Origin of the sequence: Tissierella pigra (assembly GCF_009695605.1) — a bacterium.
Lineage (GTDB): Bacteria > Bacillota > Clostridia > Tissierellales > Tissierellaceae > Tissierella > Tissierella pigra.
This window is the reverse complement of sequence record NZ_VUNQ01000010.1, coordinates 77,365-95,898: the sequence shown is the minus strand read 5'-3', so window position 1 is coordinate 95,898 and position 18,534 is coordinate 77,365. Positions and strand designations below refer to the sequence as shown.

Below are 18,534 nucleotides of genomic sequence, written 5' to 3'. Positions count from 1 at the left end.
TGTTTGTTTAGCGACTCAATTATACCAAAAAAAGGGGGGTCATTGTTTTTTGTTTTAAAAAAACTTTGAAACCCTTGATAATACAGAGTATAGATCTATTAATTATATAAATAGGTTTACACTAACTTATTATAACAGGGGGGTAGTTTATGAAGAGGAAAATTAGTTTTATTATGGTAATTGTAATGATGTTATCATTTGCAAGTGGAGTTTTTGCAGATGGTATTTCCAATCAAGAAGTAGTAATGATAACTCTTGAAAATGGTCAGAATGTAACTGAAAGAGAATTTATTGAAATCTTAGAAGCATACGAGGGAGAAGTTTATAAAGTTTCTTCTGAAACAAACTTTTTAGATGATTATACAAAAGAGTCTGTAGGCAATATTGGAACTAGATCTATGGCAATGCCTATGGATGATGTTATGAAGATAATGGCAGGTACTTGGTATATTCCAGGAATCGGAAAAGTAGTAGTAACAGTAGGTGCTATTTATGTAGGTGGTATTGTTCTTACTAAAGTTAGTTCTTCGATTGCTAGTAAAGTTAAAGACTGGTTAAAAAATAGAGCTATAAATAAACAAATTGATAAGGCTATTTCAGAGTTAGGAGGAGTGAATTCAAATAAAGCTAATCATATTTTGCAATCTAAACATAATTGGAGTTCATTAGTACCTGGAGGACCTAAAGATCCTAATAGATGGAATAAAATAAAAAAGATTATTGAGAAGGTTATGAAAGAAGGTTCTGAATCTGCATATGGTAGTGCATATAAAAAGACATTAAGATATAAAGGTGAAGTTGTAGAAGTAACTTATCAAAAGTTAAAAGATGGAGTTATAAAAATATCAAATGCTTGGGTGAAGTAATATGGAAAATATAAAATCTTATTTTAGTTTTGAAAATGAATCTAAATTAGAAGGCGAAGAAATTTACACTTTATTGACTGAAGTTTCTATATTAGAAGCTGAAGGAATTTTATCTGAACAAAATATTGATGTTTCTAATATTTATTTTAAATTATTATCACAAGTTCAATATCTAGAAAGTGATTTTGAAAGAAATCAAGATGAAATAGCATATATTTATCATTTAATTGGTTATTATGTTGGATTGTTTTTACATCCATTTAATGGAGATGAAGTTGCTATAAATTATATAAATAGAGCTATTTTGATTGAAAAAAATGAAGAAAGAGTAAACAAATATAAAGAAACCATAAAGATGATAAAAGAAGAACTATAGATATATTTTTAGAACCTGAGCTTATCAGGTTCTTTTTATATTTTCCAACAAGACTAGAGAATGGTTTCGTCTGCTATAATTTTTAGGCGAAGGAGAAATATAACTTTCTATATATCTTTGTTACCTTCGCCTAATTTTTTTATAAAGCAGATGAAATTTAATAAAACAAGGTGGAGATTTTTTTAAGTGGTTTTCTTAAAAAATACTACCTTTGAGAAAGATTTTAATAAATTGAATCAAGGAAAGACTACCACTTATTCAAGCGGAATTAAGTTGAATAATTATAGAACAAAGATAAATATTCTGATTATTTTGTTAAACTAATTTGGGAGGATGTCCTTTGTTATCAGGTAACTCAAGAAACCTATAGACCCGACCTATGGACTTTTTATATAAGTGAATCCTCGAAATATTTACAAAACTTTCAAAAAGATAATATACTTGCTCCTAAGAAAATTTATCATTTTCTTATATCAGGAACAAATTTTATATTTGACATATATCCACTGAATATCCAAAGGTTACCTTACAATAAAAAATAGTCCAAGGAATATTCCTTGGACTGTTCACTATTCCTCTAATAAAGCAACTGCCCTAATTGGTGAGCCTGTACCATCTCTTATTTTTAAAGGCAATCCAATATATAGAAATCTCTTATTTATTAGTTTGTCTAAATTACACAAATTCTCTGTATTGGTTATATTATACTCTCCACAGACTAAATGAGCTGAAAAATCAATATCATCAGGAGTTTGGTCTATTGCAGGTGCATCTACTCCAATATTTACTACTCCTTTTTCTGCTAACCATTTTGCCCCTTCATAGCTTAGTCCTGCATATTCTTTTTGAAATAAATCTGTTCCAAAGGCTCTGTCATGGTGTCCAGTATGAATTAGTACAATATCTCCTTCTTTTATTTCTTGTCCAGAACGTCTCAAAGCTTCCTCCAAATCCTTTGGTTCAAAATAATTAGGATATCTTATATGGGATAAGTCTATACATATGGCTGAACCCCAAAAATATTCTAAAGGCATTTTATCAATAGTAGGTCCATTAGGGTTATACTCCCATACTCCATCACTGTGAGTGCCGCCATGTTCACTAATAAGTAAATTCCTAGCAGAAAACCCTAATTTTTTACTTCCTGTTTTCTGCATATTCTCCTCATGGGTCATATTTGTCATTATAAAGGTTTGTTGGTGCATTGGAAAAATATCCATACCTTGATAAATTTCTTGAGATAGGTCAATTAATTTCAATGTCATAAAATCTCCTCCCCAATAATATTTTGCTACATCATATATAGATATGTGTATTATTTAATTTTTATTATAACTAATTGTTAATTTAAATCATATATAAAAGATATACAAAAAATTATAAAAAACTAACAAAAAAATTGGTATTAAATTCAATTCTTTAGTATATTTTTATAGTAAACTAACAAGGCTTATTTTTTATTAATGTGTTATTATTAATACAAAATTAATTTAGAAGGGGGAAAAATTATGTATGATGTAATAATAAAAAATGCAAGAATTCCTCAAAACGATGACACTGTACTTACTAATATCTTAGTAAAAGATGAAAAAATTGCTGGATTCCTAGATAATATTGATGGTATAGAGGCAAAGGAAATAATAGATGCAGAAGGTAACTTAACCTTACCTGGATGTATAGATTCCCATACCCATTTTATGTATCAAGGATTTCCTCATAGAGAAAACTTCCTAACAGGTACAGCAGCTGCTGCTCGTGGTGGAGTAACTACAATTATTGATATGCCTTGTTGTTCTGTACCATCTGCAAGAAGTGTGGAACAATTAGAGTTGAAATTGGATTTAGTTAAACCTCAGGCTTTAGTGGATTTTGCCATGTGGGGAGGAGTAACAGGAGAAGATGTAAGAGAAGGGTGGCTAGACCATGTACAAGAACAGGCAGACTATGGAGTAGTAGCATTTAAAGCATATATGACACCTTCAGTACCTACTTTCCCTAGAGTTACAGACCCAGAAATGTACGAAGCTTTTAAAGCAGTAGCAAAAACAGGACTTCCAATAGGAATTCATGCAGAGAATTATTCTATGTGTGACTACTATGTAAATAAATTCCGTGAAGAAGGAAGAATGGATGGACCTGCTTGGGCAGAAGCCAGAATGGAATTGGCAGAAAAAGTTGCCATAGAGTTAGGTATAAGTTTTGCTGAAGATTCAGGAGCAAGACTTCATATAGTCCATATGAGTACAGGAATAGGTGCTAAATTAGTAGGGGATGCGAAGAAAAGAGGATTAAACGTAACATCAGAATCCTGTCCTCACTATTTAACATTAAATTATCAAGACGCTATGACAAAGCATGGTGCTTGTGCAAAAATAGCTCCACCTCTTAGAACTAAAAAAGATAATGAAGAGCAATGGGAAGGAATAAACAATGGAAGTATTGATTTCATAGCCACAGACCATGCTCCTTATGAAATAGAAAGTGAAAAAGCAAAAGAAGGAATGAATATCTGGACTGCATTTCCTGGAATACCTGGAGTAGAGACTATGGTTCCTATTATTGTAAGTGAAGGTTACAATAAAGGAAGAATATCTTTAAGTAAACTAGTTGATATATTAAGTAAGAATGCTGCAATCCATTATGGAATATATCCAAAGAAAGGTGCAATGAACATAGGCTCAGATGCAGACTTTACTATAATAGATTTAGAAAAGAAATGGACCATAGATCCTAAGACTCAAGCATCTATGTGTGGATATACTCCATTGGAAGGAATGGAACTAACAGGAAAAGTAGCTCAAACCATAGTTCGTGGACATTTAGTATTTAAAGATGTAGAAGAAAGTAAATTAAGAGATTTAACAGATAATGAACTGGAGGAAATAGTTCACAACTATCCAAAGAGAGTAGAGGAAAAATATAGTAGAATATTTGAAAACTATCCTCATGCCCATAGTGCAGAGTATGAAAAGAGTTATAGAAAAGAACATCCTGAAGTAATAGATAAACATATAAGAAATATTGATGGAATCATGATTAAACCAGGATTTGGACAATTCGTAAAGAGACAAAGTATTCAAATTTTACCAAGACAAATAAAGTTTTAAGAATATAGGAGGAATATAGATGGCTAGACATGCGATTTTAATAATAGATATGTTAAATGATTTTGCTAATCCAAAGGGAGCTTTATTCTGTGAGGGAACAGCAATAATAACTCCAAAGCTGCAAGAGATTTTTAAATGGGTAAGAGAGAGAAATGCTAATGGAAATGATGATGTGCAATTAGTTCATATTCAAGAAGCCCATAGAAAAAATGATGCAGACTTTAAAGTAAGACCAGTTCATGCAGTAGATGGAACTTGGGGTTCAGACTTTGTTCCTGAATTAAAGCCTGAGGGAGACGAATATATAGTAAAGAAAAGAAGACATAGTGGATTTGCTTATACTGATCTAGACCTTTATTTAAGAGAAGAGAATATAGATACTGTTGTTGTAACTGGTACTTGGACTAATGTATGTGTAAGGTCAACTGCTACAGATGCTTTAGCTAGGGCATATAAGGTTATTTCACTTACAGATGCAATTCACTCTAAGACTGAAGAAATGCACGAAAATGGTTTGAAAGATTTAAGTATATTTACAAAGTTAATGGATTTCGATGAATATAAAGATGCTTGGGAAAAAGGTTTAGATCCATGGACAGGTGGAGGAGATCCAGAAAATAAAGTAGAATAATAATAGGCGGTCAAAGACCGCCTAATTAGTACATAGAAAGTGAGGAAAAAAGATGAAAATAGTAGTTGGAGTATCTGGAGGTAGTGGATCTATTTATGCTATTTCTCTTCTAAAGGCATTAAAAGAATTAAATATCGAAACTCATCTTGTAGTTTCCACCATGGGGGAGTATGTAACGGAACATGAATGTGGAGTAAGCTTAGAAGAATTAAAATCCTTAGCAACATATTATCATGATAATAAAAACTTTGCAGCACCTATAGCCAGTGGCTCTTTTAAGGTAGATAAAATGATAGTATTGCCTTGCTCCATGAAGACATTATCCTCTGTTGCCTATGGCTTTTCTGATTCTTTAATAGCCCGTGCCTGTGATGTAACTATAAAAGAAGGAAGAAAGCTAATTTTAGTACCTAGAGAAACTCCATTAAGCTCCATACACCTAGAGAATATGTTAAAGCTTTCTAAAATGAATGTAACCATATTTCCACTAAGTCCAGGATTTTACAATCATCCAGAAACTATAGAAGATATAGTATTTAATATGACAGGAAGAATATTAGATGCTTTAGAAATAGACAATGACCTAGTTAATAGATGGACAGGACAATAAGTATAAGGAGGGAGAATATAAGTGTTAAGATCTACCTTAGAAACGCTAAGGGCTAACAATTCCCTTTTAGAAACTGATAAAGAAGTAGATTATATATATGAAATGGGAGCAGTTCTAAAATATTTCAATAATAAAGTACCTATGTTATTTAATAACATAAAGGGAAATCCATTGTCTTCTGTAGGAGGACTTTATGGAGACAGAATGTTAATATATGATTTGCTAGGAATTGACCATAACAATAGAATAGAAAGATTTATGAATTCCATAGTGAATCCACAACCATATAAAGTAGTTAGTAATGGAAAAGTTAAAGAAAATATAATAAAAAGAAATATAGATATTCAAAGGATTCTACCTATAAATAAATTTCAGGAAAAAGATTCATCAAGCTTTATAACAGCAGGAGTAATGGTAGTAAAAGATCCTGATACAGGTAAATTTTTTACTTCCATAAGAAGATTACAAGTAAATGGAGGAAATCAACTTTCAGCTCTTATAGCATCGCCAAAGCTGACTAATGATTTTTTAGAACTTGAAAAACAAGGAAAACCCTTGGAAGTAGCCATAATTTTAGGGTACGATGCCCCATTTTTAATGGCTAGTCAAATAAGTTCAGCCACCTATGGTGTAGATAAATATATGGTAGACAGTAGTTTAAGAGGTGAACCTTTAGAACTTGTACCTTGTGAAACAGTAGACCTTCTAGTTCCAGCCAATGCGGAAATAGTTTTAGAAGGAAGAATTGTTCCCAATAAAAGAGAATTAGAAGGGCCTTTTGGAGAATTAATGGGATATTATGGAGCACAAGCACCTCATCCAATAATAGAGGTAGATTGTATTCTTCATAGAAATAATCCAATATATCAAACAGCATTTCCTTGTAGGGAAGAACATGTATCAAATGGACTTATAAGGGAAATGGAACTATACTATCACTTGAAAAATCAAGTAGATGTAGTAGATGTAAATGTAACAGAAGGCGGAGGATATAGATTCAATGCTTTTATTGCCATAAGGAAACATAAAAAAGGTGATGCGAAAACTGCAATATTAGCTGCATTAGGATTAAATAAGGACTTAAAACAGGTAGTAATAGTAAATGAGGATGTAAATATATTTGACCTTCAAGAAATAGAATGGGCAATAACTACAAGATCACAGGCATCTATGGATTATACCATAGTGGAAGGGGCTTTAGGTTCATCGTTAGAGCCATCCCATGATATAAGAGGAGTAACAGATAAGGTTGGAATAGATGCTACTAAACCTTTGGAAGACAATACAGGAAAATTTAGTAGGGCTATTATACCAGAATATGATAATATAGATATAAGTAAATACTTTCCAAATATTTAGAAAGTTGGTGAGGTAAGTGAGAGAAGCTATAGGAATGGTTGAAACTAAGTCATTTGTTGCGGCTCTTGAAGTGGCAGATGCTATGACAAAAGCTGCCAGTGTAAAGATTATGGATTTTCAAATAGTAGGCTCTGGATTAGTTTCTGTTACAGTAACGGGAGATGTGGCAGCAGTAACCGCTGCAGTAGAGACAGGAAAAGAACGAGGTGCAATGGTAGCAGAAGTAGTATCTGCTAATGTAATTCCAAGACCTCATGATGAAGTAGATAAAATATTTGATTTTGATGGTGGTGAATAATTATGGCAAATCCTTTATCTAGAATTGCCATGGGCAATATAATCAATGGAAATAGACCTATAATAAGCAACATGGTACAAAACAAAACTAGTAATGTAGGGAATCTATACGGCGGAGAAAGTAGAATAATCTCAGATATAATAAACAGGGAAAGACAAGTAATAGAAGAAGTAAATGGAGTAAAAGCAATAACCTTAGAGGAAGCAGCGGAAAGAGTAAAAAATAACCGTTAGTAATGGGAGGTGTGAAATGAATAAAGCATTGGGACTTATAGAAGCATTAGGTTTAACTACAGCAGTTACAGCCTTAGATGCGGCTAGTAAAGCTGCTGATGTAACTTTAGTTGGATTTGAGAAAATCATAGGAGTAGGTAAATCTGTGGGAGTAAATATTCAAATAGCAGGAGAAGTGGCAGCAGTTCAAGCGGCAGTAGATGCAGCAGTAACTGCGGGAAATAGAGTAGGAGTAATTTTTTCATCTCATGTAATCCCAAGACCTCATGATGAAGTAGATGCACTAATATCTAAGTTTGCTAAAAATGTAAAAAATAAAGTCAATAAGAAGGAAACAAAGAAAGTGGCAAAGCAAGAAAATAAAGAAGAAAACAAAAAATAAATAAAATATAGAATAAGAAATCCATAAGGAGGAATAAATTATGAGTCAAGCATTAGGATTAGTTGAAACTAAAGGATTAGTAGGTAGTATAGAGGCAGCAGATGCTATGGTAAAGGCTGCAAACGTTACTTTAGTAGGATACGAAAAGATTGGATTTGGTCTTGTAACAGTAATGGTTAGAGGAGATGTAGGTGCAGTGAAGGCAGCAGTAGATGCAGGAGCAGAAGCCGCTAGAAATGTAGGAGAACTTCACTCCGTTCATGTAATACCAAGACCACATGCAGAAGTGGAAAGAGTTATCTTAAAACAATATGAATAACATTGGAGTGTTTTAGATGAAAACAAGGATAACTTCAAATGTATTGGAGGATATATCTAAAAGGCTTTTAAATGGAGACAACAAATGGAATCAAGGAAATAAAGAATCCATAATAGTAGCTTTTAATGGTTCTAATAACAATTTAGACAAAAAGATAGAAGAAATAAAATGTCTAAAAAATAAAGGAATAAAAATATCTTTAGCTTTTTCTTTTATGGCAGAGCAAATATTGGATATAGGAAAGATTACTAATATTTTGTCTCCTAGAAATATTTATGGAGAGTCAGATATTGTAAGGCTAAAAGAAATTTCAAGAAATTATTCTGGAATAATTTGCCCAAATATAACTGTAAATACAATTTCTAAAATATCCCTAGGAATGATAGACTCCTTTGTCCCCAATTTAATATGGACATTTATGTACCAAAGTAAAAATGTATATATGGACTTTGAAGGAGTAAAGAATTATTTAGGAGAAGAAACCAACAATAAAGAGATATTGTCTATACTAGAGGGACACATGGACAGAGCCAAGAAAATGGGGGCAATAGAGATAGAACATAATAAATACACAGAAAATATAGTAATAGGAGTAGAGGATGAAAATATAAAATCAAATTCTAAATCAGAAGAAAATCCAGATAAAAAAGTAATAACAGAAAAAGATATACTAAATTTATCTTCAAATAGCAAATTGATCTTACCTAAGGGAGCAATAGTAACTCATTTGGCTAGAGATAAAGCTTCAGCCAAAAATATAAAAATAGAAATGATATAAGGAGGCTTAGTATGAAAATCGGTAGAGTAATTGGAACAATTGTAGCCACAAGAAAAGATGAAAAGCTAATAGGAACTAAGCTGATGATTACACAGCCTCTAGATTTAGATTTGAATCCATTGGGAGAATCCATTATTGCTGTAGATACTGTAGGTGCAGGTATAGGAGAATTAGTAGCATTTGTTACAGGAACAGCCTCTAGAATTGCTGCAAGAAAAATGGATTCACCTATAGATGCTTCCATAGTAGGTATAATAGATGAAATAGATATAAATAAAAGCCTATTAGGCAATAAATAGAAGGGAGAGATAGGCTTTATGGATACTAAGTATTTAAAAATGGCAATGGAATACAGAACTTCCATTGATGCCCTAATGGGCAGCAAAGAACATGCAGATACAGTTCTTGTAGGTGGTAATGTAGTAAATGTAATTACTAGAGAAATATATAAAGCTGATATTGCTATTAAACATAAATATATTTTATTAGTAGGAGATTGTAAGGAACTAATAGGACCTGAGACTACAGTTATAGATGTAAGTGGAAGATATTTATCACCTGGATTTATAGATTCCCATATGCACTTTGAATCCAGTATGCTTACAGTAACAGAGTTTTCAAGACTGTCTATACCTTCAGGAACAACAACTTTAGTAGCAGACCCTCATGAAATAGGAAATGCTTTAGGTGCAGTTGGAATGAAAGCTATGGCAGACGAAATAGATCATGTCCCATCTGATGTATATTTAGTGGTTCCTGCTCTTACACCAGATTGTCCAGATTTAGAAACAGCAGGATATGATGTAAATTCAAAGGATATGGAAGAACTACTAAACTATAAAAACATAATAGGCATAGGAGAGTTACAGGGATTCAGTAATGCAAAACATGTCTATAGAAATACACCAGAAATAATAACAGATTTATTAGCATCAACAATGTATGCTAAGTCAAAGAATATGGTAGTAGATGGAAATGCTCCAGAATTATTTGGTAAAGAACTGGCAGCTCATATAATATCAACAGGTGGAAAATGTTCATGCCATGAAACGACAACAAAGGAAGAAGCAGTAGAGAAACTTCGCCAAGGAGTATATCTGTTTATGAGGGAAGGATCTACTCAAAAGAATATGGCAGAATGTATAAGAGCAGTAACAGAAGAAGGAATGGATTCAAGACGATGTATATTGGCTACAGATGATATGGTAGCTGCAGACTTAGAAACCATAGGACATATGAATGAAATAGTAAGAAGAACCATAAGAGAAGGAGTAAGTCCAGCAGAAGCTATTCAAATGGTTACTATAAATCCAGCTACATACTTTGGTCTTGACCATGTAGGCGTACTATCTCCTGGAAAACAGGCAGATATAGCCATAATAGACAATTTAGAAGAAATGACCATAGCAGGAGTGTTCCTAAAAGGAAACCTAGTTTCTCTAAAGAAGGAACTTCTTATAGATTTGCCAAGATATATTTATCCTGGAGTTGTGAAGACTTCTGTTAAAATAGGACCAATCTCTGAAAAGGATTTAGAAATAGAGGCAGAAGGTGAATCGGCACAAGTAAGATGTATAGAAGTTATACCAGACCAAAATTTGACGGGAAAATCAGAAGAAACTCTAAGGGTAAGTAGAGGGGTAGTAGAGGCAGACACTAAAAAAGATACTTTATATATAGCCTGTGTAGAAAGATATAATAGAACAAATAATATAGGAAAAGCCTTTGTAAAAGGATTTGGTATGCAGGAAGGAGCTTTTGCAGAATCAGTAGCTCATGACACTCATAATATAATGGTTGTTGGAAGTAATATAAAGGATATGACCATAGCAGTAAATGCAGTTATAGAAATGGGTGGGGGAATAGCAATCGCAAATAGAGGCAGAGTATTATCTGAAATGAGATTACCAGTTGGGGGACTTATAACAGATGAACTTGACGGACATGAAGTAAGTAGAAAAATAGCTGAATTAGAAAGTGTAATAACGAAAGATTTAGGATGTAAAATTCATGCACCACTTATGCACTTATCTTTCTTAGCATTATCTACTAGCCCAGCTTGGAAAATAACAGATAAAGGACTTATAGATGTAAACAACTTTAAAATTCTTCCTCCAGTTGTAAAATAAGAATTTACTACAGTTATTTAAAAAAATTTAGTATAATACTAAATAGATATAGAAAAGAAAGGAGGATAGTATTTAAAATCAAATAAAAGGAGGAGTATTATGTCTAGTCAAAAAGCTTCAAATGGTGGTTTTTTTGAAAAACAATTTAAGCTAAAGGAAAATGGTACAACTGTATCAAATGAAATTGTAGCAGGTTTGACTACATTCTTTGCAATGTCTTATATCATCTTTGTTAACCCATCAATGTTAGCACAAACAGGTATGCCGTGGGGGGCAGTATTTCTTGCAACAATATTTGCTGCAGTAATTGGTACATTAGTTATGGCATTGTTTGCTAATGTTCCTTATGCGCAAGCACCAGGTATGGGTTTAAATGCACTTTTCACCTATACGGTAGTATTTAGTTTAGGTTTTACTTGGCAGCAAGCATTAGCTATGGTTTTCGTTTGTGGTATGGTAAATATATTTATTACAGTAACAAAGATTCGTAAGTCTATAATTAAATCAATACCTCTTAGTTTGCAAAATGCAATTGGTGGTGGTATAGGTATTTTCATAGCTTACATTGGTATTAAAAATGCAGGTTTCATTAACTTCACGTCTAATCCGGGAGATAATATTATTTTAGATGGTGGTACAGTTATTTCTAATGCAGCTGCAGTTCCAGCTCTTGTAAACTTTAACAATTTAGGTGTTTTATTAGCTTTAATTGGATTAGTTTTAACTTTTGTACTTTTAATATTTAAGGTAAAGGGAGCAATCTTAATAGGTATTATAGGAACTACATTAATAGGTATTCCTATGGGAGTTGTAGATGTTTCTACATTAGGTGCAACTGCTGGAGTTGGTGATTCATTTAAGGAATTAGGTTCAACCATAGGAGTTGCATTAGGTAGAGAAGGAATGCTTTCCTTATTCTCTGACCCTGCTAAAATTCCTCTAGTTCTGATGACAATTTTTGCATTCAGTTTATCTGATACATTTGATACTATTGGAACTTTTATTGGTACTGGACGTAAGAGCGGCATTTTTAGTGCTGAAGATGAAAAGGCTATGGAAGAAAGCACAGGATTCAAATCTAAAATGGATAAAGCATTATTTGCAGATGCTATAGCAACTTCCATTGGTGCATTAATTGGTACTTCCAATACTACAACTTATGTTGAAAGTGCAGCTGGAATCGGTGCAGGCGGTCGTACAGGATTAACATCTGTTGTTACTTCAATTATGTTTATTCTGGCAATTTTCTTGGCACCAGTTGCAGGTATAGTTCCTGCAGAAGCAACAGCACCAGCTTTAATAGTAGTTGGTATTATGATGCTTTCATCCTTTAGTGAAATTAAATGGGATGATTTTGAAGAAGCAATACCAGCTTTCTTTGCAGGTATATTTATGGCTTTATGCTATAGTATTTCTTATGGTATAGCAGCAGGATTTATTTTCTATTTATTAGTTAAAGCATGTAAAAAGGAAATGAAAGATGTACATCCTATTTTAATAGTATCATCAGCACTATTTATATTAAACTTTGTAATACTAGCATTTATTGAATAATAATCATAATTGGTATAACTGTTTACTAAAAAATAATACTTATTAAAAAGCCGCCTCTTTTGGGGGTGGCTTTTTTAAAACAAAAAATCCTATGAGGGGTGAAGATATGACCTTAAAAGAAGTATATAATAGCAGGAGTGTTGAGGAAGTAGTAGGATTATTGGGGGAATATGGAAGTGAAGCAAAGCTCATTTCTGGCGGAACAGATATAGTTATTGAGCTGAAAAATAAGAAAATAACACCTAAAATTTTGATAGATATAAGTAAGATAGAGGAACTAAAAAAGATAAAAGAAGACGAAAATCATATTATATTGGGTTCAGGAGTTACCTTCACTGAAATAACCGAAAATCCATTGTTCAAGGGAAATCTACATGGATTACATAAAGCTTGTAAAATGGTGGGTTCTCCACAAATAAGGAATAAAGGAACCATAGGAGGAAATATAGCAAATGGCTCATCAGCAGCAGATAGCATACCTCCTTTAATAGCTTTAGGAGCTATAATAAAAATATGTAGTATAGAAGGAACTAGGGAAATACCTTTAGAGGATTATTATATAAATAAATTAAAATCAAATGAAATTATAACAGAAATAAAATTTGAAAAACTTAATAAAAATCAAAATCTAAACTTTGCAAAGCTTGGACTTAGAAAAGCTTTAGCCATATCCAGACTATCAATCGCATCTTTAATCGAATTAAATGAAGAAGGACTAATCGAAAATGTCACAATTTCCAGTGGAGCATTGGGAAAATACCCTATGAGAGAAAAAGAAGTAGAAGAATATTTAATCAATAAAGAAATAAATGAAACTACAATAGAAGAAGCAATCACAGTATTACAAAATTCTATGGACGAAAGACTAAAAGGAAGGTCAACTTTACCATATAAAAGAGTAGCTGTATCTAGTATTCTTAGAGAAAATCTTAAGGAATTTATAAAAACTAGAACTGAGGTGAGAGCATGGTAAATATAAGTTTAATAGTAAATGAAAAACTATTTGAAGTTTCTGTAAGTGAAAATCTAAGGCTCATAGATTTACTTAGAGATGAATTAGGATTAATAGGAACTAAAGAAGGCTGTGGAGAAGGTGAATGTGGGGCTTGTACTGTAATCATGGATGGAGAAACTGTAAACTCCTGTTTAGTCATGGCATTTCAAGCAAATGGAAGTAATATTTTAACAATAGAAGGAATGGAGAAGGAAGGAAAAATCCACCCAATACAACAGGCATATATAGATGTTGGAGCAGTGCAATGTGGTTTCTGTATTCCAGGAATGGTTTTATCCACTAAGGCTCTATTAGATAAAAAACCTCATCCTTCAAAAGATGAAATTAGAGAAGGAATATCGGGAAATCTATGTAGGTGTACAGGCTATAATAAAATGATTTATGCAGCAGAGAAGGCTATTGAATATATGGAGGAGGGAAAATAATGGACTTAAATGTAGTGGGCAAAAACATCATTAGGGTAGATGCCTATTCAAAAGTTACAGGAAAGGCTTTATACCCTCAAGATATATATCTAGAAGACATGGTTTATGGAAAAGTATTAAGGTCAACAAAACCCCATGGAAAGATAAAAGTGGATATTACAGAAGCTGAAAAGGTAAAGGGTATATTAAAAATCTTTACCTATAAAGATGTACCAAAGGAAAATAAATATGGAGTAGTTTTAAAAGACCATGAAGTATTTGTTAGTGAAAAGGTTGTTAGAATAGGAGAACCTATAGCTTTTATAGTAGGTGAAACACAAGAGATTTGTGAGGAAGCATATGAAAAAATTATAGTGGATTATGAGGAGTTAAATGCAGTTTTTGATCCCATAGAAGCTATGAAAGAAGATTCTCCTATAGTTCACGGAGACTCAAATATAATCCTTCACTATAAATTAAGACATGGAGATATAGAAGAAGGCAAGAAAAAGTGCAAATATATAGTTGAAAACATATATAGGTCTCCTATGGTTGAGCATGCTTTTTTACAGCCAGAGGCAGGACTAAGCTATTTAGAAGAAGATGGTACAGTAGTTGTAGCAGTGGCTACCCAATATCCTCATTACGATAGAGAAGAAATAGCCATTAATTTAGGATTACCAGAGGAAAAAATAAAGGTAATCAATACAAATATAGGTGGGGCATTTGGAGCGAGGGAGGATATATCAGTTCAAATCCATTTAGCATTGGCAGCAATAGTGCTAAGAAGACCAATAAAGATTATATTTTCTCGAGAAGAATCCTTCTTAGCCCATTCAAAACGCCATCCTATGGTTATGAAATATAAAACAGGAGCAGATGAAAATGGATTCCTTCAATATATGGAGGCAGAAATAATTGGAGATTCTGGTGCCCATGCTTCTTGGGCAATAAACGTACTTAGAAAGGCAGGGGTACACGCAACAGGGCCTTATGTAATACCGAATGTAAATGTAGACAGTTATGCAGTATATACAAATAATCCTTTTACAGGTGCCATGAGGGGATTTGGTGCAACACAAGTATCCATTGCCTATGAACAGCAAATAGATGAATTGGCAGTAAAGCTAGGTATGGATCCTATTGAAATTAGAATGAAAAATATATTTAGAAAAGGATCTATGACAGCAACAGGTCAAATATTAACAGATAGTGTGCCTTTAGATAAATGTATAGAGGCAGTAGATAAGGAATTTCAGTTTTCAAGGAAATTGGAGGTGGAATCTATATGAAAAAAATTGGTAAAGGTATAGGACTTTCATATTATGGAACAGGATATGGCAACGGATTTCCAGATGTATCAAGGGCAATAATCAAGCTTCTGCCAGCAGGTAGAATTGGAATATATTGTGGAGTTACAGAAGTGGGACAGGGTGCTAAAACTTCAATGAGACAAATTGGTGCTGAAGTCCTAGATATAGATATAGAGAATATAGATTTAGTTCATGAAGATACATCTTTAATGCCAGATTCAGGAACAGCCGCTGCAACAAGACAAACCTATAACACTGGAAATGCCATAAAAATAGCATGTGAAAATATGAAGAAAGAATTATTAGAAAAAGCAAAAATAGAATTAAATCTTAATTCAACTTCGGGATTAACCTTAGAGAAAGGTGAAGTTATTTTAAGTTTTTTTCCGCAGAAGAGAATATCGTACAAAAAATTATCTGAAATATATTATAATGATGTTATAATAGAAGCAAAAGGAGAGTTTACTGCTCAAACAACAGAAATGGATAAAGAAACTGGTCAAGGAGCACCATATTGGCCTTATACATTTAATGCTTGTGCAGTAGAAGTAGAAGTAGATACTGAAACTGGTATAGTCAATATTTTAAAGTCCACCTTTGCTCAAGATGCAGGTCGTGCAGTAAATCCAATGTTATTAGAAGGACAAATGGACGGGGGATTTGCCATGGGACTAGGATATACATTATTTGAAGATTTAAACCTTGATAAAGGAATAATGAAGAATAATAGATTTTCAAAGTATTTAATACCAACAGCTATGGACATGGTAGATATAAATAATATTATAGTAGAAGACCCTGAACCCACTGCACCTTATGGTGCTAAAGGTATAGGAGAACCAGTTACAATACCAATAGCTCCGGCCATATTAAATGCTATCTATGATGCAGTAGGTGTTAGAATAAAGGAGCTACCAGTGACACCAGAAAAACTTATAAAGCACCTAAGGGGATGTAAGGAAAATAGATAATACACAAGGAGGAAAATTGTGGGAAAGAGAACTAGGGAGTTTTTTAAATTATTTATTTTGTCAATTATATTTATGGGGATTAATTATTTAACTACTTTGTATTTTAAAGGACAATTCATACAAATTGGACTAACTATATTACTTTCAATAGGCTTATCATTAACTCTATTAAAAGTAAAAGGTAATAGTGGATTAAAAGAAATAATAAATCATTTGTCTAATGTAAATAATTTAGATTTTAATTTTACAGAGAAGACAAATATATCTGAAGAAGCTAGAGAAAAGATTCATGATTTATATAAACAAGTAAGGAATAATTTAAAAACACAAGTAGAAATCTCAACAGAAATATTTAATATATGTGAAAATTTAACTGTTTTAGCCATGGAATCCTTAGGAAGTGCGGAGTTAATAGCCACTTCAGTGGAAGTAGCGGATTCCAATGCAGTAGAACAAAGTCAAATGCTTAATGAAACCAATAATTTAGTAGAGAAAGTTCATTTGTCTATGAAAAATATAGATAAGGATGTAATAGATAAGATTCAATTTATATCAAATTCTATTACTGCGGCTCAAGATGGAATCGAGGAAATAACATCCATAGAAAATAGGATAATAAATTCTAAGTCTATGGTAGAGGAAAGTGGAAAGAAGGTAGTAGAACTAAGAAACTATTTGGATGAAGTAGTAAATTTAGTAGATTTAATAAATAAAATATCTAATCAAACAAAGATGCTTTCATTAAATGCTTCTATAGAAGCAGCTAGAGCAGGAGAAAATGGCAAGGGATTTTCTGTAGTAGCCAATGAAGTAGGAAAACTGGCAAATGAAACAGAAACTGTATCTAAAAAAATAGGGGAAGTAATTAACAGATTAAAGGATGATATAGTATTTATTTCTAAATCTATGGAAAATGAAATGGAATATATGGGCGAAAACTGTGAGATAATAGAAAAGACAAATAAAGAAATTATGTCCATTGTAGAAACATTAAACTTAGGTAAAGAAAGTTTAGAGGGCATAAAGAAATCAACAGGTGAAAATAATTCTATGATTGAAGAAATAGCCACTAATGTAACTAGAATCCATGAGTTTTCGGAAGAAACAACTGCTCAAATAGTACAGACTACAGAAGAGACTACTTCACAACATAATAGATCAAAGGATTTAAATAATGTAGTGGAAGAGATAAAAACATACGTTTACGATATGCAGCAATTCGTAGTAGGTAAAGTAATGGAAGAGAAGATGTTAAAGCAAGCCTATGATGTAAGGGAATATTTTAGAAATAATACAGATATAAATGATAATATGATAAATCAATTAATTAAAGATATAGGAGTAGATGCCGTATATGTTACAAATTCCAATGGAGTAGTAGAATATACTAACGAAAAATCTGCTCTAGGTTTAAATCTATATGAAGCAGATTCAAGTTTTAATGAATTGAAGAAGGGCAAAAAGGAATATATGGTAACTCCAATAAAAAAAAGAGTGGAAGATGGAAAATTGTTTAAATTTTTAACACTGACAGATGAAAAAGGAAAGCTTTACGAAATAGGTCTTGGACTGGATTCCCTTATTAAGACTATATAATAGGAGATAAAAATGATTACAGGAATTATATTAGCCTCAGGCTTTTCAAGGAGAATGAAAAAAGATAAACTTCTAATGGATATAGAGGGAGAAAAAATAGTAGAGAGAGTTATTAGAGCTTGCGTAGAGTCAGATTTAGATGAGATAATTTTAATCTATAGAAAAAAAGAAGTAAAGAAAATAGGAGAAAAGTATAATATAAACACATATTATAATGAGAACGCTCACTTAGGACAGTCAGAAGGACTAAAACTAGGTGTAAAAAATACTTTAAATACTGAGTATATGTTTTTTGTAGGAGATCAGCCTTTTATTACATCAGAATTAATAAATGAATTAATCTATCAATATAGAAGTTCAAATCTACCTATGTTGGTTCCCTACTATAATGGAAATCGAGGTATGCCAATGATTATTTCATCTATATATAGGGAAGAACTGCTACAGATAGTAGGAGATAAAGGTGCTAGAGATATTGTGAAGAGAAATATGTCCAAGGTAAAAAAAGTAGATATAGAAGAAGAAATACTTGGTATAGATATAGATGATGAAGAAGATTTAAGGAAATTTAAAAAATAAAAAATTGAGGGATC

21 protein-coding genes are annotated in these 18,534 nt (G+C 32.4%); 20 read left to right on the top strand and 1 reads right to left on the bottom strand.

Features of this window, described 5'->3' with window-relative positions; all coding sequences use genetic code 11:
• Nucleotides 1-149 precede the first annotated feature (149 nt).
• Both FYJ83_RS06535 and FYJ83_RS06530 read left to right on the top strand, forming a co-directional pair.
• Entirely contained in the window at nucleotides 150-866 is a 717-nt protein-coding gene (locus FYJ83_RS06535; RefSeq protein ID WP_154439530.1) for a polymorphic toxin type 35 domain-containing protein, read from the top strand.
• A 1-nt stretch (nucleotide 867) separates the two neighbouring features.
• On the top strand, nucleotides 868-1,242 hold the full coding sequence (locus tag FYJ83_RS06530) for a hypothetical protein (RefSeq protein ID WP_154439529.1): 375 nt from the start codon (nucleotides 868-870) through the stop codon (nucleotides 1,240-1,242).
• A 569-nt stretch (nucleotides 1,243-1,811) separates the two neighbouring features.
• Here FYJ83_RS06530 and FYJ83_RS06525 read toward each other — a convergent pair.
• Nucleotides 1,812-2,507, bottom strand: a complete 696-nt coding sequence (locus FYJ83_RS06525) for a cyclase family protein (RefSeq protein ID WP_154439528.1) — start codon at nucleotides 2,505-2,507, stop codon at nucleotides 1,812-1,814.
• Nucleotides 2,508-2,750: 243 nt separating this feature from the next.
• On the opposite strand from FYJ83_RS06525, the gene FYJ83_RS06520 reads away from it, so the two are divergent.
• From FYJ83_RS06520 to FYJ83_RS06435, 18 genes are all read left to right on the top strand, one after another.
• Nucleotides 2,751-4,349, top strand: coding sequence for a dihydroorotase (locus tag FYJ83_RS06520; protein WP_154439527.1), 1,599 nt, complete (start codon nucleotides 2,751-2,753; stop codon nucleotides 4,347-4,349).
• Between the two features lie 19 nt (nucleotides 4,350-4,368).
• The gene (locus FYJ83_RS06515) at nucleotides 4,369-4,980 is read left to right on the top strand and encodes a cysteine hydrolase family protein (RefSeq protein WP_154439526.1); all 612 of its coding nucleotides are present in this window, start codon (nucleotides 4,369-4,371) and stop codon (nucleotides 4,978-4,980) included.
• Nucleotides 4,981-5,032: 52 nt separating this feature from the next.
• Nucleotides 5,033-5,590 (top strand): UbiX family flavin prenyltransferase, encoded by a 558-nt coding sequence (locus FYJ83_RS06510; RefSeq protein ID WP_154439525.1) that lies wholly within the window; start codon nucleotides 5,033-5,035, stop codon nucleotides 5,588-5,590.
• Nucleotides 5,591-5,611: 21 nt separating this feature from the next.
• Nucleotides 5,612-6,949 carry a UbiD family decarboxylase gene (locus tag FYJ83_RS06505; protein ID WP_216584866.1) on the top strand — a complete coding sequence of 446 codons (1,338 nt, stop codon included), beginning with the start codon at nucleotides 5,612-5,614 and terminating at the stop codon, nucleotides 6,947-6,949.
• Nucleotides 6,950-6,965: 16 nt separating this feature from the next.
• Complete coding sequence (locus FYJ83_RS06500) at nucleotides 6,966-7,247, top strand: BMC domain-containing protein (protein ID WP_326828311.1); 282 nt, start codon at nucleotides 6,966-6,968, stop codon at nucleotides 7,245-7,247.
• Between the two features lie 2 nt (nucleotides 7,248-7,249).
• Nucleotides 7,250-7,480 (top strand): hypothetical protein, encoded by a 231-nt coding sequence (locus tag FYJ83_RS06495; protein ID WP_154439524.1) that lies wholly within the window; start codon nucleotides 7,250-7,252, stop codon nucleotides 7,478-7,480.
• Between the two features lie 16 nt (nucleotides 7,481-7,496).
• The gene (locus tag FYJ83_RS06490; protein WP_154439523.1) at nucleotides 7,497-7,862 is read left to right on the top strand and encodes a BMC domain-containing protein; all 366 of its coding nucleotides are present in this window, start codon (nucleotides 7,497-7,499) and stop codon (nucleotides 7,860-7,862) included.
• Between the two features lie 37 nt (nucleotides 7,863-7,899).
• Nucleotides 7,900-8,181 (top strand): BMC domain-containing protein, encoded by a 282-nt coding sequence (locus FYJ83_RS06485; RefSeq protein WP_326828312.1) that lies wholly within the window; start codon nucleotides 7,900-7,902, stop codon nucleotides 8,179-8,181.
• 16 nt (nucleotides 8,182-8,197) lie between these two features.
• Nucleotides 8,198-8,959, top strand: a complete 762-nt coding sequence (locus tag FYJ83_RS06480; protein ID WP_154439521.1) for a hypothetical protein — start codon at nucleotides 8,198-8,200, stop codon at nucleotides 8,957-8,959.
• Between the two features lie 11 nt (nucleotides 8,960-8,970).
• Nucleotides 8,971-9,258 carry a EutN/CcmL family microcompartment protein gene (locus FYJ83_RS06475; protein WP_154439520.1) on the top strand — a complete coding sequence of 96 codons (288 nt, stop codon included), beginning with the start codon at nucleotides 8,971-8,973 and terminating at the stop codon, nucleotides 9,256-9,258.
• 18 nt (nucleotides 9,259-9,276) lie between these two features.
• Complete coding sequence (ade, locus tag FYJ83_RS06470) at nucleotides 9,277-11,088, top strand: adenine deaminase (RefSeq protein WP_154439519.1); 1,812 nt, start codon at nucleotides 9,277-9,279, stop codon at nucleotides 11,086-11,088.
• 99 nt (nucleotides 11,089-11,187) lie between these two features.
• Nucleotides 11,188-12,642 carry an NCS2 family permease gene (locus FYJ83_RS06465; RefSeq protein WP_154439518.1) on the top strand — a complete coding sequence of 485 codons (1,455 nt, stop codon included), beginning with the start codon at nucleotides 11,188-11,190 and terminating at the stop codon, nucleotides 12,640-12,642.
• A gap of 106 nt (nucleotides 12,643-12,748) precedes the next feature.
• Nucleotides 12,749-13,615: an FAD binding domain-containing protein gene (locus FYJ83_RS06460; RefSeq protein WP_154439517.1), complete on the top strand. Its 867-nt coding sequence runs from the start codon at nucleotides 12,749-12,751 to the stop codon at nucleotides 13,613-13,615.
• Nucleotides 13,609-14,082, top strand: a complete 474-nt coding sequence (locus FYJ83_RS06455) for a (2Fe-2S)-binding protein (RefSeq protein ID WP_154439516.1) — start codon at nucleotides 13,609-13,611, stop codon at nucleotides 14,080-14,082. The genes FYJ83_RS06460 and FYJ83_RS06455 overlap by 7 nt, the downstream gene beginning before the upstream one ends.
• Complete coding sequence (locus FYJ83_RS20240) at nucleotides 14,082-15,353, top strand: xanthine dehydrogenase family protein molybdopterin-binding subunit (RefSeq protein ID WP_154439515.1); 1,272 nt, start codon at nucleotides 14,082-14,084, stop codon at nucleotides 15,351-15,353. Before FYJ83_RS06455 ends, FYJ83_RS20240 begins: the two co-directional genes overlap by 1 nt.
• Nucleotides 15,350-16,345, top strand: coding sequence for a xanthine dehydrogenase family protein molybdopterin-binding subunit (locus tag FYJ83_RS20235; protein WP_154439514.1), 996 nt, complete (start codon nucleotides 15,350-15,352; stop codon nucleotides 16,343-16,345). Before FYJ83_RS20240 ends, FYJ83_RS20235 begins: the two co-directional genes overlap by 4 nt.
• A gap of 18 nt (nucleotides 16,346-16,363) precedes the next feature.
• A complete protein-coding gene (locus FYJ83_RS20445) occupies nucleotides 16,364-17,941 on the top strand; it encodes a methyl-accepting chemotaxis protein (protein ID WP_154439513.1) in 1,578 nt (525 codons plus the stop codon).
• 12 nt (nucleotides 17,942-17,953) lie between these two features.
• Nucleotides 17,954-18,520 carry a nucleotidyltransferase family protein gene (locus tag FYJ83_RS06435; protein WP_154439512.1) on the top strand — a complete coding sequence of 189 codons (567 nt, stop codon included), beginning with the start codon at nucleotides 17,954-17,956 and terminating at the stop codon, nucleotides 18,518-18,520.
• Nucleotides 18,521-18,534 lie beyond the last annotated feature (14 nt).